We start from the raw sequence: 24,475 nt of genomic DNA on the forward strand, positions 1-24,475 counted from the left end.
TCGATGGACGGTGCGAAGGTTTGGCGGTCGTGACAGGCTCAGCCGACGCGATACGCCCTGAACTTCTCCCGCAGCGCCGATTTGAGCACCTTGCCCGTGCCGGTCATCGGAAATTCGTCGAGGAATTCGACGGCATCAGGCATCCACCAGCTCGCGATCTTGGGACGCATGTGGTCGAGCAGGGTCTTGCCGTCCACCGTCGCGCCCTTCTTGCGGACCACGAGAAGGAGAGGCCGTTCCTGCCACTTCTCGTGCGCAATGGCGACGACGGCGGCCTGCAGCACGTCGGGATGGGACAGCGCGATGTCTTCTAGCTGGATCGAGGAGATCCATTCGCCGCCCGACTTGATGACGTCCTTGGAGCGGTCGGTCAGCGTCACATGGCCCTGTTGGTCGATCACCGCCATGTCGCCGGTGATCAACCAACCGTCGCTGTCGAGGCCTTCCTCTAACTTCATGTAGCCGGAGGCGACCCAGGGGCCACGGGCGCGCAGATGACCGACGGTCTTGCCGTCGCGTGGCAGCTCAACGCCACCGTCATCGACGATACGCAAGGTGGTACCGAAGCAGGCGCGGCCGGAAACCTGGCGACGATCGAAGATCTCGGTCTCGCTGAGATGCTCCGAGCCCGGGCGCAAGCCCGGCATCGAGCAGCCCAGCGCCTCCGTCATGCCCCACGCCTGGATGTAGTCGACGTCGTAGTCGCGCTTGAGCTTCTCGACCATCGCACGCGGCGGCGCCGAGCCCGACGACAGCGTTGCGCGCAGCGTCGAGAATTGCTTCCCGGTGCGGCCCAGCCAGTCGAGCAGGATCAGCCAGAAGCTCGGCACGCCGGCCGAGAGCGTCACTTTCTCGCCCTCCAGCAGCTCGTAAAGCTTGTCCGGCTCGTAATTGCGGCCGGGCAGCACCAGCTTCGAGCCGGTATAGGGCGCGGTGAACGGCATGTTCCAGCCGTTACCGTGGAACAGCGGCGCCATGGGCATCATCACCTCGCGTACGCCTTCGTGATGCCCAGGAATGAAATCGAAGTTGCAACAGGTCATGGTCTGGAGGATCGCGGCGCGGTGCGAATAGATCACGCCCTTGGGATTCCCGGTCGTGCCCGAGGTGTAGCAAATGGTGGAGGCGGATCTTTCGTCGAACTCCGGCCAGGCGAAGCCGGCGTCGCTCTCCTTGTCCAGCAACTCCTCGTAGCAATACACGTTCGCAAGCTTCGTCTCCGGCATGCGCTCGCGCGATGACATGATCACATAGGTTTCGACCGTCTTCAGTTGCGGCGCGATCGCCTCGACGATCGGCAGCGTGGCGCGGTCGACGAAGAGAATGCGGTCTTCCGCGTGATTGATGATGTAGACGAGCTGCTCCGGAAACAGCCTGGGATTGACGGTGTGCAGCACATAGCCCATGCCCGGGGCTGCGTAGAACATCTCGAAATGACGATGGGTATTCCAGGCCAGCGTGCCAACGCGATCGCCTTGCTTCATGCCGAGCCGCTTGAGCGCCAGCGCCATGCGCTTGATGCGCGGATGGGCCTCGGCATAGGTGTAACGATGGATGTCGCCCTCGATCTCGCGCGCGACGATCTCCGCCTCGCCGTGATAGTCGGCGGCGTACTGAATCAGGCCGCTGATCAGCAGCGGCATGTCCATCATCAATCCCTGCATCGTCCCCTCCGAAAATCCCTGCGCGTAAAGTCATGTCGTTGCATGACGCATTGGCGCTTGATTTCAAGGTAGCGGAACGCCGGGCGACGTCCACGCAAAAAGCAGCGGGTATGATTGCATACGTCACTTTTTCAGGGCTAACTGGCGCGCGCTGCTGGCCGAAGCATTGGGCCGCCGTGGAGGAGATCGATGTCAGCGGAAAGACACAAGACCGGTGCAGCCGGCGCGCCTAGCATCGACATTGAGGCCTTGCGTGCGCGCTATCGTGACGAGCGCGATCTGCGTCTGCGTTCCGAGGGCAAGGCGCAGTATGTCGAGACGGCGGGCGGCTTTGCTCACTATCTCGACGATCCCTGGGCCGATGCCGGATTTGCGCGCGAAGCCGTCAGCGAAGAGACCGAGGTCGTCATCGTCGGCGGCGGTTTCGGCGGCTTGCTGTGCGGCGCGCGTCTGCGCGCAGCCGGCATCACCGATTTCCGCATCGTGGAAAAGGCGGCCGATTTCGGCGGGACCTGGTACTGGAATCGCTATCCAGGAGCTGCCTGCGATACCGAGAGCTATATCTACCTGCCGCTGCTGGAAGAGACCGGCTACATGCCGGTGCGCAAATATGCGCGCGCGCCGGAAATCTACGAGCATTCGCGCCGCATCGGCCGACACTTCGGTCTGTACGAGCGCGCGCTGTTTCAGACCGTCATCTCGCGCATGGAATGGGGGGAGCAGGAAGCGCGCTGGCTGGTCGAGACCGATCGTGGCGATCGCATCCGTGCGCGTTTCGTCATTCTCGCGGGCGGTCCGCTCAGCCGACCGAAACTGCCGGGCATTCCCGGCATTGAAAGCTTCAAAGGCCATAGCTTCCATACCAGCCGCTGGGATTACGCCTACACCGGCGGCACCGCCGAAGGCGGTCTCGACGGGCTCGCCGGCAAGCGTGTCGGCATTATCGGTACCGGCGCCACTGCCGTGCAATGCGTGCCGCATCTCGGCCGCTCGGCGAGGGAGCTTTACGTGTTCCAGCGGACGCCGTCGGCAATCGGCGTGCGCGATGATCGGCCAACCGACAACGCCTGGGCGGAGAGTCTGAAGGCCGGCTGGCAGCGCGAGCGCATGGACAATTTCACGGCGGTGATTTCGGGCGAGCCGTTCGAGCAGGATCTGGTGCAGGACGGCTGGACCGGGCTGCTCGGCGAGATCCTGCTCGCGCCGCGCCGCCAGCCGCAGCCGGTGACCTCGATGGAAGAGGCGCTGAAGGTGATCGAGCAGGCCGACTATCGCAAGATGGAGGAGATCCGTGCGCGCGTCGACGCCGTGGTGAAGGACGCGGCAGCCGCCGCGGCGCTCAAGCCGTGGTACAAGGCGTTCTGCAAGCGGCCGTGCTTTCACGACGAATATCTCGACACGTTCAATCGGCCCAACGTGCATCTCGTCGACACCAGGGGCAGGGGCGTCGAGCGTGTCACCGAGAACGCGGTCGTCGTCGACGGCAAGACCTACGAGCTCGACTGCCTGATCTATGCCAGCGGGTTTGAGGTCGGCACCGACTATGCGCGCCGCATGGGCTTTGAGGTTTACGGCCGGGACGGTATGAGCCTGTCCGAGCGCTGGCGCGATGGCGTCAAGACCATGCACGGCTTCTACAGCCGCGGCTTTCCGAACTGCTTCCTGATCGTGACGGTGCAGGCCGGCCAGAGCGCCAATTTCCCGCACATCATCGACGAGCAGTCGCAGCACATCGCCTATGTGATCGCCGAGGCACGCAAGCGGGGTGCAAGGACGTTGGAGCCGACGCTCGCCGCCGAGAACGCCTGGGTCGACGAGGTCGTCAAGGCCGCGGTCGGGCGCCAGACTTATCTGGCCGAATGCACGCCCGGCTACTACAACAACGAAGGCGTCTTCGATCCGATCGCGGCGCGCAACAGCCAGTATTGGCGCGGGCCGATGGCGTTCCTCCGGCTGCTCGCCAAATGGCGCAAGGAGGGCGGTCTGGACGGATTGGAATTGACCTATGGGCCGGACGTGAAGAGCGACGACGCTTCGGCTCCGGCATGAGCGGTATGATCCCGGCTCCCACGGGCGCGACGAGGCTCTACGTCATCGTCGGCGATCCCATCGCTCAGGTGCGCTCGCCTTCGGGAGTATCCGCTGAGTTCGCAGCGCGCGGCCATGACGGCATTCTCGTTCCGGTTCAGGTCGCGCCCGCCGATCTGCCAGATTTTCTCTCGGTCGCAAGCCGGTTGAAGAACCTCGACGGCATCGTCGTGACGATCCCGCACAAGTTCGCCTGCTACCAGGCCTGCGCCAGCGCGACGGAACGTGCGCACTTCCTCCGCACCGTCAACCTGGTCCGCCGGCGCCCCGATGGTTCGTGGCACGGTGACATGGTCGATGGCCTCGGTTTCGTCGGCGCCGCGCGGGCGAAGGGGATTGATCCCAGGGGGATGCGGGCGCTTCTCGTCGGGGCGGGTGGGGCCGGCTCGGCTATCGCGCTGGCCCTGGTCGAGGCCGGCGTGAGAGAACTCGCCATTCACGACTGCGTGCCGGAGCGTCGCGACACGCTGATCGGCCGGCTCAACGGGCTCGGCAAGGCGGCCGTGCTGGCGGGCACTGTCGATCCCGCAGGTTTCGATTTCATCGCCAATGCCACGCCCGCTGGCATGAAGGATGGCGACCCGCTGCCGGTCGATGTCACGCGGCTGGCGCCGTCGGCCTATTGCGGCTGTGTCATCACCAAGCCCGAAATCCCGCCGTGGATCGCAGAAGCCCGCAAGCTCGGCTGCGTCACCGCGACCGGCACCGACATGTACCAGCAGCACCAGGGCATCATGGTGGATTTCCTGCTCGGGGTCGATGGCGGGCGCTAAGCCCTTGATTCATGTCAAGCGCATTGCTTGCATTGATTGCACTGGTCGGGGCTTGAGCTGATACGGCTGACGTAGGATCATGCCCGCGCGCGAACCGGTCGCGCAAAGTCGAGAGAAGGGAACGCAGGAATGACCGAGGGCAAGACCGTAGCGACGGCGATCGGCGCGGCCGCGCTGCTGCTTTCCCTGATGTCCGCCACTCATGCCGCGCAATGCGGCAACGGGCCGGGCGGATTCGAGGCCTGGAAGCGCGAGTTCGGCGCCGAAGCGCAAGGCAAGGGCATCGGCCAGACCGCGATCTCGGCCTTGATGCAGACCAACTACGCCAGCGCCACCATCAATGCTGACCGCAGCCAGCACAGCTTTTCGCTGTCGCTCGACCAATTCCTGGCCAAGCGCGGCGCCACCACCATCGTGGCGCGCGGACGGTCGCTGAAGCAGTCGCAGGCGGCGATGTTCGCCTCGATCGAGCAGCGCTACGGCGTGCCGCCGGGGCCGTTGATCGCGATCTGGGGCATGGAGACCGGTTTCGGCAGCCAGCGCGGCAACCAGAACATGCTCTCGTCGATCGCGACGCTGGCCTATGACTGCCGTCGCCCCGAATTCTTCACCGAGCAGCTCTATGCGGCGCTGAAGCTGGTCGACCGCGGCGCGCTGTCGGGGTCGACCCGGGGCTCCATGCATGGCGAAGTCGGCCAGACCCAGTTCATGCCCAAGAACATCCTGGCCTATGGCACCGGCAATCTCGACGTCGCCGCCAACGCGCTCAGCTCGACCGCGAACTTCCTCAAGGCCAATGGCTGGCGTGCAGGAGCCGGTTACCAGCCGGGTGAGCCGAACTTCGCCGCCATCCAGGCCTGGAATGCGGCCGGCGTGTACCAGAAGGCTATCGCGCTGATGGGCCGGCAGATCGACGGGGGTGGGGCTGCGGCGGTGCGCTGAGGCGCTCCGCAAGGCGTGACCTGCTCGTCAGAGAAAGTTGTTGCTTTAAGGAACCGAGGGCACGAGGTTTGCTTAGATCAAGTTCAGGGCTGGGCATGAGGAGAACTCAACATGGCTACCCAGATCGTGATGGACCAGACCGGCGATACACGCCACGAGTTTGATCCCGAAAATGCCGAAGCGTTGGCGCGGGCCGAACAGCGCTTCCGGGAGTTGACCGGCGCGGGCTTTACCGCGGCGTACCGGACCGGGCCCGGCGAGGTCACGCGTATCAAATCGTTCGACCCGACCGCGCCGGAAACGCTGTTCTATCCCCGCCTGGTCGGCGGTTGATCTGAACGGCCCATGATCGCGGTCTTCAGGCTTCGCGCGCCCGCGCGAGCACGGCTGCACGCGCTCCGCGAGCTCTACCGGCGCTTCTTCGGCGAGAATACGCCCGAGGCGCGCGGCCGGCGGCTGTTGTCCGAATGGCTGTCCGAAGAGCAGCGGGTGCAATTCGAGCAGCACCGGCATTTTGACGTCATCGGTTGCGATAGCGGCAAACGCTATCGCATTCATTATGGCACCGCGGCCAATGTCCACGAGGTCGACGACGCCGGCAATGCAAAGATGGGGTGGTGCTTCGTCCCGTCGGGCTTCCTCGTGCCGGGCGACGTGATGCTGGCGCAAAAGATCGCGCTGGAGACGGATGAGAAGGGCGCGCTGGCGCTTGCCAACCGGTTTCCACCGGCAACGCATTCCGAGCATTTCTACCGGCGGCCGTTCTAGCGGCGCCGGCGCTCGTCAGTAATGCGTGGTTCGATAGGCGTCCAGCGCGTGCGCTGCAAAGACGCCGATGCTGCAAAGGACGAGGAGGGCTGAGATCAACTCGATCATAGCTCGTCCTCCCCAAGCGGCTGGGCGATGAGATGCTGGCAGCACGCATATTCGCTGATCAGGTCGAGAATGAATTGCATGACGCACGTCCCTGCATGGTTTTGACGACTAGATATCAGGCCATCTGTTTCAGGCGTGTTTCGTCGCTTTCGGAAAGAGGTTTCACGGGGAACCCTGGACTGGCCTGCGAGCGGCCAAACCGCTACATCCGAGCGATCCAATTCACCGTTTTGGCCGCGCGCAAAGCGCGGGCGGCGCATCACATTTCGAGGCAAAATCATGGCACAGGTCGCCTGGTTCGACGATCTCACCGTCGGCATGCGTTTCGAATCGCCCGAAGTCGAGGTCACCGAGGCTGACATCAAGCGATTTGCCGCCGAGTTCGACCCGCAGCCGATGCATCTCGACCACGAGGCTGCCAAGGAGACCCTGTTCAACGGCCTGGCTGCATCAGGGTGGCACACCGCGGCGATTGCCATGAACCTCGCGATCCAGGCCCGTCCGTTCGGTCCACACCCGCTCATCGGCGCCGGCGTCGACGGGCTGCGCTGGACCATCCCGGTACGGCCGAATGATCGCCTGCATCTGGTCGGCGAGGTCATGAGCCTGACGCCGTCGAAGTCGAAGCCGCAGGGCATCGCACTGGTGAAATGGACGATGTTCAACCAGAACGGCGAGGAGGTTTACACCTTCACCCCGATCGCGATCGTGCCGCGTCGGGTCTAGGGCGGTTCGCGCCGTTCACCGTCGGCTGGTTCGACCGGCTGAATCGCTTGCGGCTTGCGAAGAGAGATGGTCAGTTTGGCGTGGGGAAAACGCTGGAGGCTGACATGAAACGAATTCTTCTGGCCGCTGCACTGCTCGCAGGCGGCGCCCTGGGGGCCGGACCTGCGGTCGCGCAACAGTCCAAGGTCGGTGACTGGACCATCGAAAAGCGCACCCAGGACACCCATTGCAATGCGAGCCGCGGCTACAAGGACAAGGACGACGAGAACCGCGACTACGTCATCGTCATCACCTATTCGGACAAGGCCATCGTGATCGTGATGATCTACGACGGCTGGGAGTGGGACAAGGTCGGCGAGATCCTGAAGGCCGATGTCGGCACGGATGATGCCGACATCATGTCGAAGGCGAAGTGGGAGGTCATGGACAAGACCACGGTGCGCGGCATCTTCGAGTACAACCAGTCCATCATGGATCGCCTGTCGAAGGCCAAGCGCCTCACGCTCGATTTTGAGGATGACGACGAGGACAGCATCGAGATGCAGATCCCGCGCGCCGGCGAAGCGCTTGCCGCGCTGAAATTCTGCGAGGAGAACCGGAAATAAACTGCAGGTCGCCGGCGCAATCGCGTCGTGGTGAATTCCAGCTGGCCCGTCGATTTTGATCTGGAGAAGGGAATTTTTTTGCATGAACCGGGATCGTGAAGTCATGGCGGGAGTGCTGAATGCGCCGTTTCTTCTTCGATCTCCTGGTTGGCAATGTCGTCAAAATCGATCCGGCCGGCATGGTCTTCGCGCATGCCAAGGCAACGTTTGCGGTTGCCGACGAAATGGCGAGGCATCTGTTCATCTGGCGTGATGACCTGCGCGACCGTGAAGCCTGGATCCGCGTCAGGGACGACGGCGGACACGAGATTTATCGCGCCGTGGTTTGGGCCGAGAGTGCCGACAGGGCGGGCTGGGACAACTGACCGCCGTTCCGGGACGGCGCCACCGTCCTCCGATCGGAGGATGAGGGCGAGCTCAGGTTGTGATACTGTTCCCTATATTGTTCATCCAAAGCCATTCAACGCCATGCATCGATCGCGGAAGCTGCCCGACCTCATCGAACGGATTTATGATGCCGGGCTCGATCCGTCGTTGTGGAACGATGTCGTCGTAGGTATCCGCGATTTCGTCGGCGGTCAGGCCTGCGGGTTGTTTTCCAAGGATGCGATCAGCAAGTTCGGGATCACGCATTATTATTGCGGGGCCGATCCGCACTATATCCAGCTTTATTCCGAGACCCATTCCCGGTTCGATCCCCTGACGGTCCTGCCGCCGCACGGCCAGATCGTCAGCATCCCCGAACTCGTCAATTTCGACGAATATCGCCGCGGGCGGTTCTATCAGGAATGGATGCGGCCGCAGGGCAGCAGCGACGCCGCCAATGTCGTGCTCGAGAAGTCGAATGCGAGCTGCCCGGTGATGATGACGGTGTTGTCGGGCCGGCGCATGGTTGATGCGGCCATGAAGCACCGGATGTCGCTGATCGTGCCGCACGCCACTCGCGCACTGCTCGTCAACCGTGCCATCAGCGCGAAGCTGACGCTGGCGACGGCCCTGGCGGACGTGCTGGACAATCTGTCGTCGGGGATCTTCCTGCTCGATTCTTCGTGCCGCCTTGTGCACGCCAATGCCAGCGGTCATGCGCTGCTGGCGGCCGATGACGTGGTCCGCATCGTTGCCGGCCAACTGGTTACCAGCGGGACCGAGGCCAGCCAGACGCTGCGCGAAGCCTTTGCGGCCCGCGGCGAGGCCACTCCGCTTGCTGCAACCGGGCATGCGATCTCGCTGCTTTCGCCCAAGGGCGAGCGTTATGTCGCGCACATCCTGCCACTTTGCTCGGTGCTGCGGAACGGCGGTGAGCGGCCACAGGATGCCGTCGGCGCGCTGCTGTTGCGCAAGGTCACGCTGGGCGGGCAGTCCTATGGCGAACTGATCGCGCGGACCTTCGACCTGACGCCTGCAGAACTGCGTGTGTTGCTGTCGATCGTGGAGGTCGGTGGCGTGCCGGAAACGGCGAATGCGCTCGGGATCGCCGAGACGACGGTGAAGACGCATCTGCATCGCGTCTTCGCCAAGACGGGCGTTTCGCGCCAGGCCGATCTGGTCAAGCTCGCGGCTGGATTTTCCGACCCGCTCGTCCACTGACGTATCTGCCGCGATTCACGGGGCGAACGAGACGGACTTTCGGAAGACCGTGCTCGTTCTGTTGTTGATCTCAGGGCTTTCCCTGGTCCGGTGCCGTCAATGCCCCTGGCCTTCGTGAGCCCCTTGGACCGGTGCCGCACTTATGTCGCTGGTATGATGCACCAGCGGTTTCATGCCGGTGACGGTCCGCAGCAACACATAGAAGACCGGCGTCAGAAACAGGCCGAACACCGTGACGCCGATCATGCCGGAGAACACGGCCACGCCCATCGCGCGCCGCATCTCCGAACCGGCACCGGTCGAGAGCACCAGCGGCAGCACGCCCATAATGAACGCCATCGACGTCATCAGGATCGGTCGCAGCCGCAACCGGCTCGCCTCGATCGCGGCCCGGATCGGCGTGCGGCCGGCGAATTCGAGTTCGCGCGCGAATTCCACGATCAGGATCGCGTTCTTGGCGGAGAGGCCGACGAGAACAATCAAGCCGATCTGGGTGAAGACGTTGTTGTCGCCCTTGGAGAGCCAGACGCCGAACATCGCCGCAAGCAAGCCCATCGGCACGATCATGATGATCGAGAGCGGCAGGGTGAGGCTCTCGTAGAGCGCGGCCAGCACCAGGAACACCAGGAGGATCGCCAGCGGGAACACCCAGAGGCCGGAATTGCCGGCAATGAACTCCTGATAGGTCAGGTCGGTCCATTCGAAGGCAAATCCGGGCGGCAGCGTCTCCGCCGCGATCCGCGTTGCCGCCTCCTGCGCCTGGCCGGAGGAATAGCCGGGTGCCGCCGCCGCATTGATGTCGGACGACAGGAAGCCGTTGTAGCGGATCGCACGCTCCGGACCGGCGCTCTGGCGGATCGTCATCAGCGCCGACAGCGGCACCATGTCGCCTGAGGATGAGCGCACCTTCAGCTGCCTGATGTCGTCTGCACGGGCACGGAACGGCGCATCGGCCTGAACGTAGACGGAATAGGTGCGGCCAAACTTGTTGAAGTCGTTGACGTAGTAGGAGCCGAGATAGATCTGGAGCGTGTTGAACACCTCGGTCACGGGCACGCCCAGCTGAAGCGCCTTGGTGCGGTCGATGTCGGCGAACAACTGGGGCACGTTGACCTGGAAGCTCGAGAACACCCCGGCGATCTCCGGCGCCTTCTGCATCGCTGTCATGAACGCCTTGGTCGCATCGTTCAGGGCCTCGTAGCCCAGACCAGCACGGTCCTCGATCTGCAGCTTGAAGCCGCCGATGGTGCCGAGGCCATTGACCGGCGGCGGCGGGAACATCGCGATGAAGGCTTCCTGGATGCCGGCATACTTCTTGTTGAGGTCGGCGGCGATGGCATTCCCGCTCAGCGCCGGACCTTTGCGCTCGTCGAACGGTTTCAGCGTCGAGAACACGATGCCGGCGTTCGACGAGTTGGTGAAGCCCGAGATCGACAGACCGGGGAAGGCGACCGAGCTCTCGACACCGGGCTGGGTCAGCGCGATGTCGCTCATCTTGCGGATCACTTCTTCGGTGCGGTCGAGCGTGGCACCATCGGGCAGGCGGGCGAATCCGACCAGATATTGCTTGTCCTGGCCTGGCACGAAGCCGCTCGGCACCTGCTGGAAAAGGAAAGCCGTGATGCCGACCAGCACCACATAGAGACCCATCACCGCGGCCTTGGCCGAGATCACCTTGGTGACGGTGCCACTGTAGTTCTCGGACGACCGCGTGAACGCCTTGTTGAAGCCGCGGAAGAACCAGCCAAGCGCCTTTTCGAGGATGATGGTCAGTCGGTCCTTCGGTTCGTCATGCCCCTTGAGCAGCAAGGCGGAGAGAGCCGGCGACAGCGTCAGCGAATTGACAGCCGAGATCACCGTCGAGATCGCGATCGTCAGCGCGAACTGCTTGTAGAATTGCCCGGTGAGGCCGGAGATGAAGGCGAGCGGCACGAACACCGCGATCAGCACCATCGCAATGGCGATGATCGGTCCCGAGACCTCGCGCATCGCCTGATAGGTCGCATCGCGCGGCGATAGGCCGCCCTCGATATTGCGCTCGACGTTCTCGACCACGACGATGGCGTCGTCGACGACGATGCCGATCGCGAGCACCAGGCCGAACAGACTGAGCGCGTTGATGGAAAAGCCGAACACGTGCATCACCGCAAAGGTGCCGACGATCGACACCGGCACCGCCAGCAACGGAATGATCGAGGCGCGCCAGGTCTGCAGAAACAGGATCACCACCAGCACCACCAGTGCGATCGCCTCCAGCAGGGTGTGGATGACCGCTTCGATCGACGAACGCACGAACTGTGTCGGATCGTAGACGATCTGGTAGGACACGCCCTCCGGCATGTTCTTCTTGATCTCAGCCATGGTGGCGCGGACGTGGTCGGAGATCTCGAGCGCGTTGGAGCCGGGCGCCTGGAAGATCGGGATCGCCACCGCCTGCTTGTTGTCGAGCAACGAGCGCAGGCCATATTCGGACGCACCAAGCTCGATGCGTGCGACGTCGCGCAGCCGCACCACTTCACCCTTCGACCCGGTCTTGACCACGATGTCGCCGAACTGCTCCTCGTTGGCGAGACGTCCCTCGGCGTTGACCGACAGTTGCAGGTCGATGCCCTTGACGTTGGGCGATGAGCCGACCACACCGGCGGCGGCCTCGACGTTCTGCGCCTGAATTGCCTTGACGATGTCGCTGGCCGTCAGGCCATGTTCGGCCGCCTTCTGCGGATCGACCCAGACGCGCATCGAATAGTCACCGGCCCCGTAGAGCTGGACGTCGCCGACACCGTCGATCCGCGCCAGGCGATCCTTGACATTAAGCACCGCGTAGTTGCGCAAATACGTCATGTCGTAGCGATTGTTCGGCGACAACAGATGCACGACCATGGTGAGGTCGGGGGACGACTTCTTGGTGATGATGCCGAGTTGGCGCACAACGGCCGGCAGGCGCGGCTCCGCCTGCTGCACGCGGTTCTGCACCAGTTGTGTCGCCTTGTCGGGGTCGGTGCCGAGCCGGAACGTCACCGTCAGCGTCATGGCGCCGTCGGTGGTCGCCTGGCTCGACATGTAGAGCATGCCCTCGACGCCGTTGATCTGCTCTTCGATGGGAGTAGCCACCGTCTCCGCGATCACCTTGGGATTGGCGCCGGGATAGGTCGCGCGCACCAGCACTGAAGGCGGCACGACATCAGGATATTCCGAGATCGGCATCGCAAACAGCGAGATCAGTCCGGCGAGGAAGATCAGCACCGACAGCACGCCTGCGAAAATCGGACGATCGATGAAGAATTTTGAGAGATTCATGGCTTTGCCCTGCACGAGAGACAGCTCTCCCGTGATCCGGGACGCGGTCCATGCCGCGCTCCCGGAATTGGGATGCGATGTCCTGGTCGTTATGTCCTGGTCGCTCCGGGCGCGTGGCCCGGAACGATGTAACTAGCGTTGCACCACGTCCTGGTTGCTGTGGTTGGAGGCCTGCTGTCCGCGCGCACCCATCGCCGCGACCTCGGTCTTGAGGAGTGCGCCGGGACGCACGCGCTGCAGGCCGTTGACGACGATGCGGTCGCCGGTCTTCAGGCCGGCCGTGACGATGCGCAGGCCGTCGACGGAGCCACCAAGCGTGATCGGCCGGTAGACCGCACGGCTGTCGTCACCAACAGCCATCACGAACTTCTTGTCCTGGTCGGTACCGATCGCGCGCTCGTCGATCATCACCAGCGTCTGCTGCTTCGGCTGACCCATGCGCACGCGGGCGAATTGGCCGGGGATCAGACGCCCGTCCGCATTCGGGAATACCGCGCGGACACGGATGGTGCCGCTCTGGCCGTTGACCTGATTGTCGATGAGCTGGATGTGGCCCTTCGCGGAGAGCCCGCCGGACGTCGCCATCTCCACCGGGATCTGGTCGAGATTGCCGCGCTTGCCGGTGCTATCTGCGATCGAGTTCAGCGCGCGCAGCACGACCTCTTCATCGGCATCGAACGAGGCGTAGATCGGATTGACCGAGACCAGCGAAGTCAGGACCGGGGAGGCAGTTCCGGCGGCAACGAGGTTGCCGACGGTGATCTCGATCTTGCCGACGCGGCCGTCCACGGGCGCGCGAACCTCGGTGTAGTCGAGATTGAGCTTTGCAGTCTGCAATGTCGCTTCGGCCGCCTTCACGTTGGCGATGGCTTCACGATTGGCGTTGTCACGCTGGTCGTAGTCGCGGCGGGTGACGACGGCGTTGCCGACCAGCTGCGCTCCGCGTTCGAGTTCGCTCTGAGTGAACACCACACGCGCCTTCGCGGCTTCGAGCTGCGCATTGGCCTTGTCGACCTCCGCCTCGTAAGGCGCAGGATCGATCTTGAACAGGATGTCACCCGCTTTCACCAGCGCGCCTTCCGTAAAGTTGGTCGACAGGATCGCGCCGGCAACGCGCGGTCGAAGCTCGACGCGTTGGATGGCTTCGAGCCGGCCGGAGAAATCGTCCCACAGCACGGTCTGCTTCGGTTCGATCATCGCGACCGTCACGGATACGGCCTGTTCAGCCGCGGCCGCCGTGGCCGTCGCCTGGGCCGAACGGAAATAGTGACCCGTCGCGATCGAGCCGGCTGCGGCGAGGGCGCCCACGACGGCAACACCGCCGAGAAGGCGGCGGATACGGCCGGGGCGAGAGGTATTTTGGGAGGGGGGCATTTGCGCGCTCCAGATATGTAGTGTTCACTACAGATGTGGAGCTGGATATCGCAGCGCAAGATACTTATGTACCGTTCACTAAGAAAAATGTAGCCGCTTACCGCAAGATTGGGAAGGCGGAAGAGAAAAGAAAGATAGAACAAATAGATAGGATCAGGCGTTAAGTCGAGGACGACGCCGATTCCCGAGGAGATAGGCAGATGGGCATGGGACGCCCCCGCGAATTCGACGCTGAGGTCGCGTTGGATCAGGCGATGGAAGTGTTTTGGCGCCATGGCTATGAGGGCGCCACGATTGCCCAGCTCACCGAGGCCATGGGCATCAACCCACCGAGCCTCTATGCCTGCTTCGGCAACAAGGAAGGCCTGCTGAAGGCCGCCCTCGACCGCTACACCAAGTTGCGCGGCGCCTGGATGGACGAGGTGGTGGCGGCACCAACCGCCCGCGACGTCGCCGAGCGGATGCTGATGGGCATCGCCGACAAGCAGACTGATCCCGCCAATCCGCCCGGCTGTCTCCTGGTGCAAGGCGGCATCGCCTGCGGCACTGGGTCGGAAAGTGTCCCCTTCGAGCTCGCGGCTCGCCGAGCCCAGAACGAAGACCAGCTTCGCGATCGCTTCGTGCGCGCCAAGGCCGAAGGCGATCTCAAGCGCACCTCGGATCCCGCAGCGCTCGCGCGCTATGTCTCGGCCGTCTCGGTCGGCATGGGCGTGATGGCGTCTTCGGGTTCGGACCGCGAAGCGTTGCGGCAGGTGGCGATCGTGGCCGTGCAGGCGGTCGAGGCACAGTCGGCTGACCGAACGTAATCGGCCTCCTCTTCTCACCGATTATTTTGACGATAGCGACGGCGGCGGGACGAAGCCCCCGAACTCGCGTTCGATCAACCCAGCCAGCGCAATCGTCGTGCGGTCTTCGAGAAACGGTCCGATGATCTGCACGCCGATCGGCAGTCCCGACGAGGTGCGCTCGATCGGAACGGCGGTCGCCGGCAGTCCGCAGGTCGAGGCCGGATCTGCCCAGATGAAGCACGCATCGGAGTAGTTGTAGCGCATTCCATCGATGTCGAGCTGGCGCGCGTCGAACGGCTCGGAATGGTCGTGTGGAAAGGCCGGCACGGCCGCGGCCGGGTAAATCACCACGTCGAACTCCTGGAACAGCTCGTGCCACTTCTGTTGCAGCTGCAGGCGGGTCGCATCGGCTGCCAGCCAATCACGATGGATCATGCCCCAGCCGCGTGCGCGCTCGGCTTGCAGGCTGCGGTCATCGGGCGAGAGTGCTGTGGCCACGCCTTGCGCTTCCGCGAGTGCGGCCGGAGTCAGACGTGGGCTTCTCGCGCCGTTCAACAACCTCATGTAGAGCCGCGCGGAGTCGGCAAGATCGGGCAGCGACGTGCTCGCGCGCGCGACCCGCGCGCCGGATTTGCCGAGCCGCTCGGCCAATCGCCCGATGGCCGAACGCACCGCGTCACCCGTCGGCATCAGCGGATGGCTATCGATCACGAGGATCCTGAATCCCCCGAGTTGGTCATGACGCGGGGCGGGCAATGCAAGGCGATAGCCGATCCCGTCGCGGGTCTCATCGGGGCCGGCAATCACGTCGAGCGACAGAGCGAGGTCCGCTGCGGTGCGCGCCATCGGCCCGACAACAGCCAGATCGCCCTGGCCAGGAACGGGGCGTGCCGGCGGCAGGCCGTATCCACGCAGCGGCACCAGGCCGAGGCTCGGCTTGTGTCCGAACACGCCGCAGAAATGCGAGGGCACCCTGATCGAGCCGCCGATATCCGAGCCGATCGAGAGCGGACCGAAACCCGCGGCGAGTGCCGCGCCGCATCCGCCCGAGGAGCCGCCGGGCGAGCGGCCGAGATCCCACGGATTGTTCGTCGCCCCGTAGATCTCGTTGTAGCTCTGGAAATCCCGCAAGCCGATCGGGATATTGGTCTTGCCGATGATGATGGCACCCGCCGCCTTTAGTCGCGCGACGAGGAGGGCATCTTCGTCAGGCTGGAAGTCCCTGAATTGCGGGAATCCCCACGTCGTCGGCAGGCCGGCGACGTTGAATGGCTCCTTCAAGGTGACGGGGATGCCGAGCAACGGCAACCGTTCGCCGCGGCCGAGCGCGGCGTCGGCTGCGCGCGCGGCCTCTCTGGCGCGGTCCAAATCGCGGACGATGACCGCGTTGATTGGCCCATCCAGGGCCTCGATGCGCGCGATCGTATGATCGAGCAATTCCGATGCCGACACCTTGCGCGCGTAAAGGGCGCTCAGCAGCTCGCCGATCGAGCCGTAGGACAAGTCAGCGGCGTCTCGTTGCATCATGAACTCCAGTATATGTCATCGCCGCGTCGGGGCCATGCCGGCTGGGGCACCCAACGTGCAATTTTGAAAGCACGATGAGGAGACGGCGCAACGGGAACCAGATCTGCCTGCGTGTGGGGGCGGGGCTGGATGTGGTCGGCCCAAACGACAAAATCGCGATCCGGGTGCAGGTGCACGCCAATAGCAGCTATAAGGGCGGCTCTGCGATCTCGCACACGAGTAGGCAATGTTCGCCCTGACATTTCTCGGCACCTCCGCCAGCGTTCCATCTGCAGAGCGCAACCATCCCGCGCTCCTCCTGGAGGTCGCAGGCGAGCGCATGCTGATCGATTGCGGCGAGGGGACGCAGCGCCAGTTGCTGCGCAGTGGCGCCGGCTTTCGGCGGCTCGATCGCATTCTGTTGACGCACGGACATCTCGATCATGTGCTGGGCATCCCCGGCCTGTTCTCAACATTGGGGCTACGGCAGACCTCCGAAACGATGACCATTCATGGCGGCCCCGCCACGCTGGATCTTGTCGTTCGCATGCTGGCAGGCCTATGGGGCGCGGGAAGGGCGCCGATCTCCGTACAATTCACGCCGCTCGCTGCAGGGCTGGTCGCCGACGCCGGCGATTTTACGATCGATTGTTTTCCGGTCCGCCACCGCGACACCGACAGCTTTGGATTCTCTTTCCAGAGTCCCGCGCGCCGCCACCTCTTGCCTGATCGCCTGTCCGCGCTTGGCGTGCCCAATGGTCCCGCGCGCGGCGAACTGGCTGCAGGGCGGCCTATCACTGATGAAGGCGGCCGGACGATCGACCCGGACGATGTTCTGGGGCCACCGAGCGGCGGCAAGAAGCTGGTCGTGATCGGCGATACCGAGACCACCGACGGACTCTCCAATCACGTCGCGGATGCCGACCTGCTGGTGATCGAGGCGACGTTCCTGGATCGCGACGCGCCGACCGCGCGCGACTACGGCCATCTCACCGCGGCAGAGGCGGCCCGGTTCGCGGCCGCAAATAACGTCCGGCAGCTGGTGCTCACGCATCTGTCCGGCCGCTATGAGGACGATGAGATCCTGGCCGAGGCGGCAAAGATTTTTCCGAGCGTGCGGATCGCCGCCGACTTCGATCGCATCGCTGTTTAGGCCGCGCGCGTTGCACGGCCATTAATCTTACCTGTCAAGGTTGACGCGACTTCATTCCCGCAGCCGCGCATCAGCGCGGTATTTTCGCGAGATCAGAAATCAATCTTGTATTGAGAGTATCATGTCGCATTCTGTTGAATTGATCGTTGCGGGCTATGTGAGGCTGAACGATCGCGATTCGCTGGAAGATATTTTGGCGCATCGCCAGGATCTGCTGCGGCAATTGGTGGCCGTGACGGGTGTCGACCCGAAGAGGTCGATCGCGCAGGTGAGCGAGGAAATCACCATCATCGAAGCCGGGCTTGCGACGCTCGTCCCGGAATAAGCCGACGTCAAGATTGCGCTTCGGCGCTCAGCTCAGCATGCCCGACTTGATCGTGATGTCCTGCACCTTGCTCGTCAGCTGCATCAGCCTCGGCAGCGCCTGATCGCGAAAGGTCGGCATATCCATGCGCGTTGCGTCCACGGTGACGCTCAGCCCCGCGATCACAAAACCTTGCGCGTCGAGAATCGGCGTCGCCAGCGTACGCAGGCCATAGGCGTTCTCGCCGTCGGAGACGGCATGGCCCTTCTTCTTCACCTGATCGAGCCGCGCGAGCAGGGCATCGAGATCGGTCAGCGTTCGCTCCGATAGTTTGACGCGAGGTCGTAACTCCAGCCGCTGGATCTGCTCGTCGCGCTGAAGCTGCGCCAGCATGGCATGGCCGAGCGCGGCACTGTAGGCGGGGATGCGCGTGCCCGGCCGGCGATCCATCTTGTGCCGGTCGAGGCCGGCGCCGACGCGCGCGAGGTAGATCACGTCACCGCCATCGAGGATGCCGAGCGAGGCCGCATCGCCGACCTCAGGCACGAGGTCGCGCAACAAGGGCTCGACGATGGTGCGCAACGATCCATGCGACAGCACGGTGTAACCAAGGTCGAGACAGGCGACGCCAAGGCGGAACCGGCGACTCTGCGGCACCGCCTGGAGATAGCCGAGTTCGATCAGGGTCTGAATCAGCCGGAACGCGGTCCCGCGGTCGAGATCGGCACGTGCGGCAACTTCACTCAGCGTCAGTTCGAACGCCTCGCTGGTGAAACTCTTGAGCACGGCGAAGGCCTTGCCGACGGACGCGACATAATTCTTCGGGTTCTTATCCCCGGCGTTGTTCGGGGGCGCTTCCAATCCGCGCTTTGCAGCCTTCTTTTCGCCCTTGGCCATGCCCGTATGTCCTGCCATGACAGCCACAGCCCTTGACGCGGCGGCAGCCTGATCTTACCAACGGGGCAGATTATAACAAATGTTCGCATTCCGAACAACATCGATCTAACGATCGGAGGAAGCTTTGTCGACATCATCGCTGCACCCCCAGTCCCTGCACCCACATGGCGTGTTCTCCGCCGCGCTGACGCCGCTCGACGCCGACCTCGCGCCCGATCATGCGCGCTTCGTCGCGCATTGCCGCTATCTGCTGGACGAAGGCTGCGACGCGATCGCGATGCTTGGCACCACGGGGGAGGCAAACTCCTTCTCGGTCGCCGAGCGCACCGCGCTGCTGGAGGCCGTGGTCGCCGGCGGCATCAAGCCGAACCAATTGCTGCCGGGCACCGGCGTCGCCGCGTTCACCGACACCATCGCGCTGACGCGCCACGCGCTGTCGGTGGGTGTCGAGACCGTGGTGATGCTGCCGCCGTTCTACTACAAGAACGTCAGCGATGACGGCGTCTATGCCGCCTACAGCGAGATCATCCAGCGCATCGGCGATGCCAAGCTCAAGATCGTGCTCTACCACATCCCGCAGATGTCGATGCAGCCGATCTCGCATGCGCTGATCGAGCGGCTGCGCAAGGCCTATCCGTCGACCGTCGTCGGCATCAAGGACTCCTCAGGTGACTTTGCCAACATGACTGCGATGGTCGAGCGGTTCCCGGGCTTCTCGGTGCTGACTGGCGCCGATCCGTTGCTGCTGCCGCTGCTGCGCAAGGGCGGCGCGGGCTGCATCACCGCGACGTCGAACCTCGTCGCGCGCGATCTCGCCTATGTGTTCAAGCATTTCCGCGACAGCGACGACGATGCGTCGCTGAAGGCGGCGCAGGGACGCATCGTCAAGGCGCGCGAGCTGGTCTCGCGCTTTGCGCAGATGCCGTCCCTGAAGGCGTTGGTCGCCGAGCGCACCGGTCACGCCGGTTGGGAGCGCCTGCGGCCGCCACTGGAGACCCTGCCGGCAGCTCAACGAAAAGAACTGCTCGCGAGTGCAGCGGCTTTCGCTGCTGCTGCTTAGGGCGGCCACGGGAGCGGCATGACGATGATGCGCGTCCGCATGCTTGCCGACGATCTCACCGGCGCGCTCGACACCGCGGCGGAGTTCGTCGGCCTGTGCGGACCGTTCGATGTCGTCTGGGCAGATGCGCCCGCGACGGCCGGCTCTGCGAGCCTGGCCATAGACAGCGGCACGAGGGAGCGTTCGAAAGCCGAGAGCGTCGAGATCGTCGCGCGGCTGGCGCCGCTGCTGCGTGATGGAGAGATCGCCTACAAAAAGGTCGACAGCCTGCTCCGCGGCGCCTGGGCGGCCGAACTCGGCGCCTGCCTGAGCTCGGGCCACTGGGCATCATGCGTGGTGGCGCCTGCTTTCGACTATCAAGGACGCCGCACCGTCGAGGGTCAGCAATATGCGCGGACCGTGCAGGGCGACTGGCATCGCGTCGGCGACAATTTGCTGGATCAATTGAGGCGGGACGGTATCGAGGCGCGGCGGGGCAATCCCGACACGCTGGAGCTTGGCGGTGTTCAGGTCTTCGATGCCGAGAGCGATCTCGATCTTGATCGCGTCGTCGAGATGGCGCAACGGATGCCAGGGCCCGTGCTTTGGTGCGGCAGCGGCGGCCTGGCCGGCGCACTCGCGCGTGGGCACCGCGCAGACGTGCTTTCGCAGTTGCAGCGACCGGTGCTCGGCTTGTTCGGGTCCGACCAGGTGACAACCGCATCCCAGCTCGCGGCGTGTGGTGAGGCCGCCATCGCCTTGGCCGAAGGCGAGGGCGGCGTCCGTGTTCAGCGCCAGCTTGCAAACGACAGCGTTGCCCTGGTGAAATTCGCGCTTCCCGATGGCCTTTCGCGCGCCGATGCCGCGCAGCGGATCACCCACAAATTGACGACGCTGATCGCAGCGCTTGACGCGCCCGGAACACTGATCGTTGCTGGTGGCGAGACGCTGAAGGCCGTATGCCTTGCCCTTGGCGCGCATGCGCTCCAGGTCACGGGGCGCATCGTGCCGGGCTTGCCGCGCTCGACGCTGCAAGGCGGCCGCTGGGCCGGCGTCGACATCATCTCGAAATCCGGAGCGTTCGGCGATCGCGACCTCTGGCGCGATCTGCTCCGGGATAATCATCTGCTCACTAGGGAGAGCCCGTCATGACCTCTCGTCATCTCGCCATCACGATGGGCGATCCCGCCGGGATCGGCCCGGAGATCATCGTCAAGGCCTGTGTCGGGTTGAAGGAGCGCATCGCGGCCGGCGATCTGCGTATCCTGATCATCGGCAGCGGCGCGGCACTGGACGGTGCCAAGGCTGCGCTCGGCACCGACGTCGCAATCCCGCAAGTCACTGCCGACGATCGCGACTGGCCAAACCTCTGCTTTCTCCAAGCCGACGTCGAGGGCGACCCGATCAAATCCGGCGTGCTCAGCGCCGACGGCGGTCGCTTCGCCTACAAGGCGATCGAGCAGGGCGTGCGCCTGACACAGGCCGACCGCACGGCGGCGATCGTCACTGCGCCGCTCAATAAGGAAGCGCTCAACAAGGCCGGCTATCACTTTCCCGGTCACACTGAGATGCTGGCCCATCTCACCGGTGTGCGCGGCTCGGTGATGCTGCTGGCTCACGGCAACATGCGCGTCAGCCATGTCTCGACCCATGTGGCGCTGGAGGACGTCCCGAAGCGGCTGACACCGGAGCGGCTGCGCATGGTGATCGATCTCACCAACGACGCACTTCTTCGGCTCGGCATCGCCAAGCCGAAGATCGCGATCGCTGCACTCAATCCGCATGCCGGCGAGGGCGGTCTGTTCGGCCGGCAGGATATCGACGTGTCGGCGCCGACGATTGCCAAGGCCGTCGCCGACGGTCTCGATGTCGTTGGTCCCGTGCCCGGCGACACCATCTTCGTCAAGCTGCGCGCCGGCCAGTACGATGCCGCGGTCGCGATGTATCATGATCAGGGGCACATCCCGGTCAAGTTGCTAGGCTTCCAGGTCGATCCCGCCACCGGCCGCTGGCAGGAGCTCTCCGGCGTCAACATCACGCTGGGTCTGCCGATCATCCGCACCTCCGTCGATCACGGCACCGCCTTTGATATTGCCGGAAAGGGCATCGCCAACGAGCACAGCCTGATCGAGGCCATCGACTATGCCGAGCGACTCGCTGCCGGCTCTTCCAAATAATGAGATCGAGCCTACGATGACGAACGCCTTCACGCCCATCGAAATCCTCCGCCCCACCATCCTGGAGTTCGGCAAGGGCACGATCACGGCCGCTGCGCGCTTCGCCGAGCGGATCGGCGCCAAGCGGCCGCTGGTGATTTCAGATCCCTTCAATGCGCGTCGCGTCGACACGCTGGCGCTGCCGGGCGCCGTGAAGGTGTTCGGCGAAGTCAAGCCTGAGCCCGATCTGCCCAACCTCGAGAAGGCGGTCGCGATGGCGCGCGAGGTCAGGCCCGATCTCGTGGTCGGCTTCGGCGGCGGCAGCGCGATGGATCTCGCCAAGCTGGTCGCGGTGATGTGCACGGGTGATGTGGCCTTTGCCGACATCGTGGGACCGGAGAAAGTCGCCGGCCGCAGCGTCGCGCTGATGCAGATCCCGACCACCTCGGGCACCGGCAGTGAGGCCGGCACCCGCGCGCTGGTCACGGACCCCGTCAGCCAGAACAAGCAGGCGGTGCAAAGCCGCTTCATGCTGGCCGATATCGCCATCGTCGACCCCGATTTGACGATGACCGTGCCGAAGGAAATCACGGCCGCGACCGGCGTCGATGCGCTGGCGCATTGCGTCGAGGCCTATACCAGCCGCAAGGCGCATCCGACAATTGATCTCTATGCGATCGAGGGCGCGCGGCTGGTTGGACGCTACCTCAAGCGCGCAGTGGCCGACGGCGGCGATCGCGAGGCGCGTGCCGGTCTTTCGCTAGCCTCGCTCTATGGCGGCTATTGCCTGGGCCCGGTGAACACCACGGCCGGCCACGCCGTGGCCTATCCGCTCGGCACGCGCCATCACATTGCCCACGGCCTTGCCTGCGCGATCATCTTCCCGCACACGCTGGCGTTCAACATGCCGGCGGTCGAGGCGAAGACGGTGGCTGTGCTCGGCGCGCTCGGTCTGCCGGAGCAGCGCGATCCGAAACACGCGTTCGACGCGACCTACGCGTTCTGCAAGAACCTCGGCGTTGAGATGAAACTATCAGCCCTCGGTGTGCCCAAAGGCGACCTCGGTGTGATGGCCGACGAGGCGCATGCCATCCGCCGCTTGCTCGACAACAATCCGCGCGATTTGAGCCGGGATGCGATCCTCGGCATGTACGAAGTCGCGTTCTAGCCACATCGCCTCCGAGGCGAAGCGTTGGAAGAGGGTGATTTGACGTGGCGAGTACCCAGATGCGAGCGGGCTGTGATCCTTCCACCGCGGCGCTTGCCAGCCCGGGGACGAGCGGGTAGAACGCAGCACGCCTGAGAGGTGATTTGCGCCATCAGCGCTTCCGGCCGCAGTCGAACAAATCAGTAAGATATTGAATTTGTTCGGCTATTCCATTGGGGAATGGTGTAACGGTAGCACAACAGACTCTGACTCTGTTTGTCTAGGTTCGAATCCTAGTTCCCCAGCCAATTCCAGGCGTCTTCAAAGGTTTGCACTGACGCATATCCGGCAGCGCCGCAGCTCGCGGCGGTTTGCCTCACCGGAACATCGTCGTCGCCAGTCGGATCGCGGCGCCGTGGATCGTCCTTGGGACACACAACCCAAGGAGATCCCAAATGCCCTATATCGATGGTTTCGTCCTCGCCGTGCCCAAAGACAAGCTAGAGGCTTACAAGGCTCTGGCGCGAACGGCTTGCGCGGTGTGGATGGAGCATGGTGCGCTCGATTATGTCGAATGCATCGGCGACGACGTGCCATATGGCACGCTTACGTCATTTCCGCGCGCGGTGATGGCGACGGAAGATGAGGTCATGGTGTTTTCCTGGATCGTCTATCGCGACCGTGCGAGCCGCGATGCCGTCAACGCCAAGGTGATGGCCGATTCCAGGCTCAAGAGCTCGGACATGCCGTTCGATGGCAAGCGCATGATCTATGGCGGCTTCGATACGCTGCTGCGCGCGAGCGATTTGGGCTGACCGGCTTCGGCCTGAAGCAGCAGCAGCAGGCAATCGGCGAGCCGCGTCTCCATCTCTTTCGACCGGAGCGACAACGGCCCGGGATCGTTGAGGATCGCGTTCACCAGCGTGCCCAGCACGACCTGCAAGCCGAACGCAATCGCGCGGGTCCTGGCGGCTGTGCGGCCTTTGCCCATGGCCGCCAGCAGGAGAGGGGTGGCGCGTTCCGTGGTTGCCTTGGCCAGCGCCTTGAAGGGCGTCCATTGGTCGGGACGGGTGTCGTCATGCTGGAGCGCGGCGCGCAGCACGCCTTCGTGGTGGCGCATCCAGACGATGATGCCGCTGACGACGATCCGGCACAGCTTGTCGAGATCGGTCGTGGGTGAGGGGCGCCTGATGTCGCCGAGCCGTTGCTCGCCGTCGCGTGCAGCGAGCGCCATCAGCGCGTTGAAATAGGCCTCCTTGCTCTCGAAGCGGCTGTAGAAGGCACCGACGGTGACGCCGACTTCAGCGCAGAGCGCTTCGATTGAAACCTCGGCAAGGCTTCGTGTGCGCAGCATGTGGGCGCCTGCGCGCAATAGCGCCAGCGTCGTCTCGCGGCTGCGCTTCTGGCGTGAGGGGGCGACGCCCGGCAGGTCGAAATCGCGAGAGCCGGGATCCCCGGAAGATGGCTGCGTCCGTACTTGCATCCGTCCTAAAACATAATCATAATTCGGATTATAATTTAAGCCGGGACGAGCCGCTGGTCAACCGTGGCCG

At 64.1% G+C, this 24,475-nt stretch carries 23 protein-coding genes and 1 tRNA gene; 18 read left to right on the forward strand and 6 right to left on the reverse strand.

Going from position 1 to position 24,475, the window contains the following annotated elements:
- Positions 1 to 38 precede the first annotated feature (38 nt).
- Entirely contained in the window at positions 39 to 1,664 is a 1,626-nt protein-coding gene (locus JQ631_RS05915; protein WP_212324753.1) for a long-chain fatty acid--CoA ligase, read from the reverse strand.
- A gap of 189 nt (positions 1,665 to 1,853) precedes the next feature.
- On the opposite strand from JQ631_RS05915, the gene JQ631_RS05920 reads away from it, so the two are divergent.
- The 9 genes from JQ631_RS05920 (at position 1,854) to JQ631_RS05960 (ending at position 9,261) form a co-directional block, all read left to right on the forward strand.
- The gene (locus tag JQ631_RS05920; RefSeq protein WP_212324755.1) at positions 1,854 to 3,713 is read left to right on the forward strand and encodes a flavin-containing monooxygenase; all 1,860 of its coding nucleotides are present in this window, start codon (positions 1,854 to 1,856) and stop codon (positions 3,711 to 3,713) included.
- 5 nt (positions 3,714 to 3,718) lie between these two features.
- Entirely contained in the window at positions 3,719 to 4,525 is an 807-nt protein-coding gene (locus JQ631_RS05925; protein WP_212328511.1) for a shikimate dehydrogenase family protein, read from the forward strand.
- A gap of 129 nt (positions 4,526 to 4,654) precedes the next feature.
- Positions 4,655 to 5,467 (forward strand): lytic murein transglycosylase, encoded by an 813-nt coding sequence (locus JQ631_RS05930; protein ID WP_212324757.1) that lies wholly within the window; start codon positions 4,655 to 4,657, stop codon positions 5,465 to 5,467.
- 111 nt (positions 5,468 to 5,578) lie between these two features.
- Positions 5,579 to 5,800 (forward strand): hypothetical protein, encoded by a 222-nt coding sequence (locus JQ631_RS05935; protein WP_212324759.1) that lies wholly within the window; start codon positions 5,579 to 5,581, stop codon positions 5,798 to 5,800.
- Positions 5,801 to 5,812: 12 nt separating this feature from the next.
- Positions 5,813 to 6,235 carry a hypothetical protein gene (locus JQ631_RS05940; protein ID WP_212324761.1) on the forward strand — a complete coding sequence of 141 codons (423 nt, stop codon included), beginning with the start codon at positions 5,813 to 5,815 and terminating at the stop codon, positions 6,233 to 6,235.
- Positions 6,236 to 6,622: 387 nt separating this feature from the next.
- Positions 6,623 to 7,069, forward strand: a complete 447-nt coding sequence (locus tag JQ631_RS05945) for a MaoC family dehydratase (RefSeq protein ID WP_212324763.1) — start codon at positions 6,623 to 6,625, stop codon at positions 7,067 to 7,069.
- Positions 7,070 to 7,173: 104 nt separating this feature from the next.
- Positions 7,174 to 7,674: a hypothetical protein gene (locus JQ631_RS05950; RefSeq protein ID WP_212324765.1), complete on the forward strand. Its 501-nt coding sequence runs from the start codon at positions 7,174 to 7,176 to the stop codon at positions 7,672 to 7,674.
- A 119-nt stretch (positions 7,675 to 7,793) separates the two neighbouring features.
- Entirely contained in the window at positions 7,794 to 8,039 is a 246-nt protein-coding gene (locus tag JQ631_RS05955; RefSeq protein WP_212324767.1) for a DUF6894 family protein, read from the forward strand.
- Positions 8,040 to 8,142: 103 nt separating this feature from the next.
- Positions 8,143 to 9,261, forward strand: a complete 1,119-nt coding sequence (locus JQ631_RS05960) for a helix-turn-helix transcriptional regulator (RefSeq protein WP_212324769.1) — start codon at positions 8,143 to 8,145, stop codon at positions 9,259 to 9,261.
- A 96-nt stretch (positions 9,262 to 9,357) separates the two neighbouring features.
- Here the strand turns inward: JQ631_RS05960 and JQ631_RS05965 are convergent, their stop codons facing one another.
- Together JQ631_RS05965 and JQ631_RS05970 are read right to left on the reverse strand one after the other, a co-directional pair.
- Positions 9,358 to 12,558 (reverse strand): efflux RND transporter permease subunit, encoded by a 3,201-nt coding sequence (locus JQ631_RS05965; protein ID WP_212324770.1) that lies wholly within the window; start codon positions 12,556 to 12,558, stop codon positions 9,358 to 9,360.
- Positions 12,559 to 12,690: 132 nt separating this feature from the next.
- On the reverse strand, positions 12,691 to 13,932 hold the full coding sequence (locus JQ631_RS05970; RefSeq protein ID WP_212324771.1) for an efflux RND transporter periplasmic adaptor subunit: 1,242 nt from the start codon (positions 13,930 to 13,932) through the stop codon (positions 12,691 to 12,693).
- Positions 13,933 to 14,132: 200 nt separating this feature from the next.
- On the opposite strand from JQ631_RS05970, the gene JQ631_RS05975 reads away from it, so the two are divergent.
- Positions 14,133 to 14,738, forward strand: coding sequence for a TetR/AcrR family transcriptional regulator (locus JQ631_RS05975; RefSeq protein ID WP_212324772.1), 606 nt, complete (start codon positions 14,133 to 14,135; stop codon positions 14,736 to 14,738).
- Between the two features lie 21 nt (positions 14,739 to 14,759).
- Here the strand turns inward: JQ631_RS05975 and JQ631_RS05980 are convergent, their stop codons facing one another.
- On the reverse strand, positions 14,760 to 16,244 hold the full coding sequence (locus tag JQ631_RS05980; RefSeq protein ID WP_212328512.1) for an amidase: 1,485 nt from the start codon (positions 16,242 to 16,244) through the stop codon (positions 14,760 to 14,762).
- 229 nt (positions 16,245 to 16,473) lie between these two features.
- Here JQ631_RS05980 and rnz point away from each other — a divergent pair, with 229 nt between their 5' ends.
- Both rnz and JQ631_RS05990 read left to right on the forward strand, forming a co-directional pair.
- Complete coding sequence (rnz, locus tag JQ631_RS05985) at positions 16,474 to 17,379, forward strand: ribonuclease Z (RefSeq protein WP_212324773.1); 906 nt, start codon at positions 16,474 to 16,476, stop codon at positions 17,377 to 17,379.
- Positions 17,380 to 17,500: 121 nt separating this feature from the next.
- Positions 17,501 to 17,704 (forward strand): hypothetical protein, encoded by a 204-nt coding sequence (locus tag JQ631_RS05990; protein WP_212324774.1) that lies wholly within the window; start codon positions 17,501 to 17,503, stop codon positions 17,702 to 17,704.
- A gap of 27 nt (positions 17,705 to 17,731) precedes the next feature.
- On the opposite strand, the gene JQ631_RS05995 is transcribed toward JQ631_RS05990, so the two are convergent.
- Positions 17,732 to 18,580, reverse strand: a complete 849-nt coding sequence (locus JQ631_RS05995; RefSeq protein WP_212324775.1) for an IclR family transcriptional regulator — start codon at positions 18,578 to 18,580, stop codon at positions 17,732 to 17,734.
- 139 nt (positions 18,581 to 18,719) lie between these two features.
- On the opposite strand from JQ631_RS05995, the gene JQ631_RS06000 reads away from it, so the two are divergent.
- From JQ631_RS06000 to JQ631_RS06025, 6 genes are all read left to right on the forward strand, one after another.
- On the forward strand, positions 18,720 to 19,640 hold the full coding sequence (locus JQ631_RS06000; protein WP_212328513.1) for a dihydrodipicolinate synthase family protein: 921 nt from the start codon (positions 18,720 to 18,722) through the stop codon (positions 19,638 to 19,640).
- Positions 19,641 to 19,664: 24 nt separating this feature from the next.
- On the forward strand, positions 19,665 to 20,771 hold the full coding sequence (locus JQ631_RS06005) for a four-carbon acid sugar kinase family protein (protein ID WP_212328514.1): 1,107 nt from the start codon (positions 19,665 to 19,667) through the stop codon (positions 20,769 to 20,771).
- Positions 20,768 to 21,796 carry a 4-hydroxythreonine-4-phosphate dehydrogenase PdxA gene (gene pdxA, locus JQ631_RS06010; protein ID WP_212324776.1) on the forward strand — a complete coding sequence of 343 codons (1,029 nt, stop codon included), beginning with the start codon at positions 20,768 to 20,770 and terminating at the stop codon, positions 21,794 to 21,796. Before JQ631_RS06005 ends, pdxA begins: the two co-directional genes overlap by 4 nt.
- Before the next feature lie 16 nt (positions 21,797 to 21,812).
- Positions 21,813 to 22,943, forward strand: a complete 1,131-nt coding sequence (locus JQ631_RS06015; RefSeq protein WP_212324779.1) for an iron-containing alcohol dehydrogenase — start codon at positions 21,813 to 21,815, stop codon at positions 22,941 to 22,943.
- A gap of 213 nt (positions 22,944 to 23,156) precedes the next feature.
- A tRNA-Gln gene (locus JQ631_RS06020) sits at positions 23,157 to 23,230 on the forward strand.
- 147 nt (positions 23,231 to 23,377) lie between these two features.
- On the forward strand, positions 23,378 to 23,737 hold the full coding sequence (locus tag JQ631_RS06025; RefSeq protein WP_212324781.1) for a DUF1428 domain-containing protein: 360 nt from the start codon (positions 23,378 to 23,380) through the stop codon (positions 23,735 to 23,737).
- Here JQ631_RS06025 and JQ631_RS06030 read toward each other — a convergent pair.
- Positions 23,692 to 24,405, reverse strand: coding sequence for a TetR/AcrR family transcriptional regulator (locus tag JQ631_RS06030; RefSeq protein ID WP_212324783.1), 714 nt, complete (start codon positions 24,403 to 24,405; stop codon positions 23,692 to 23,694). The genes JQ631_RS06025 and JQ631_RS06030 overlap by 46 nt on opposite strands.
- Between the last annotated feature and the right edge of the window lie 70 nt (positions 24,406 to 24,475).

The sequence above is a fragment of the Bradyrhizobium manausense genome, from assembly GCF_018131105.1.
Taxonomy (GTDB): domain Bacteria; phylum Pseudomonadota; class Alphaproteobacteria; order Rhizobiales; family Xanthobacteraceae; genus Bradyrhizobium; species Bradyrhizobium manausense_B.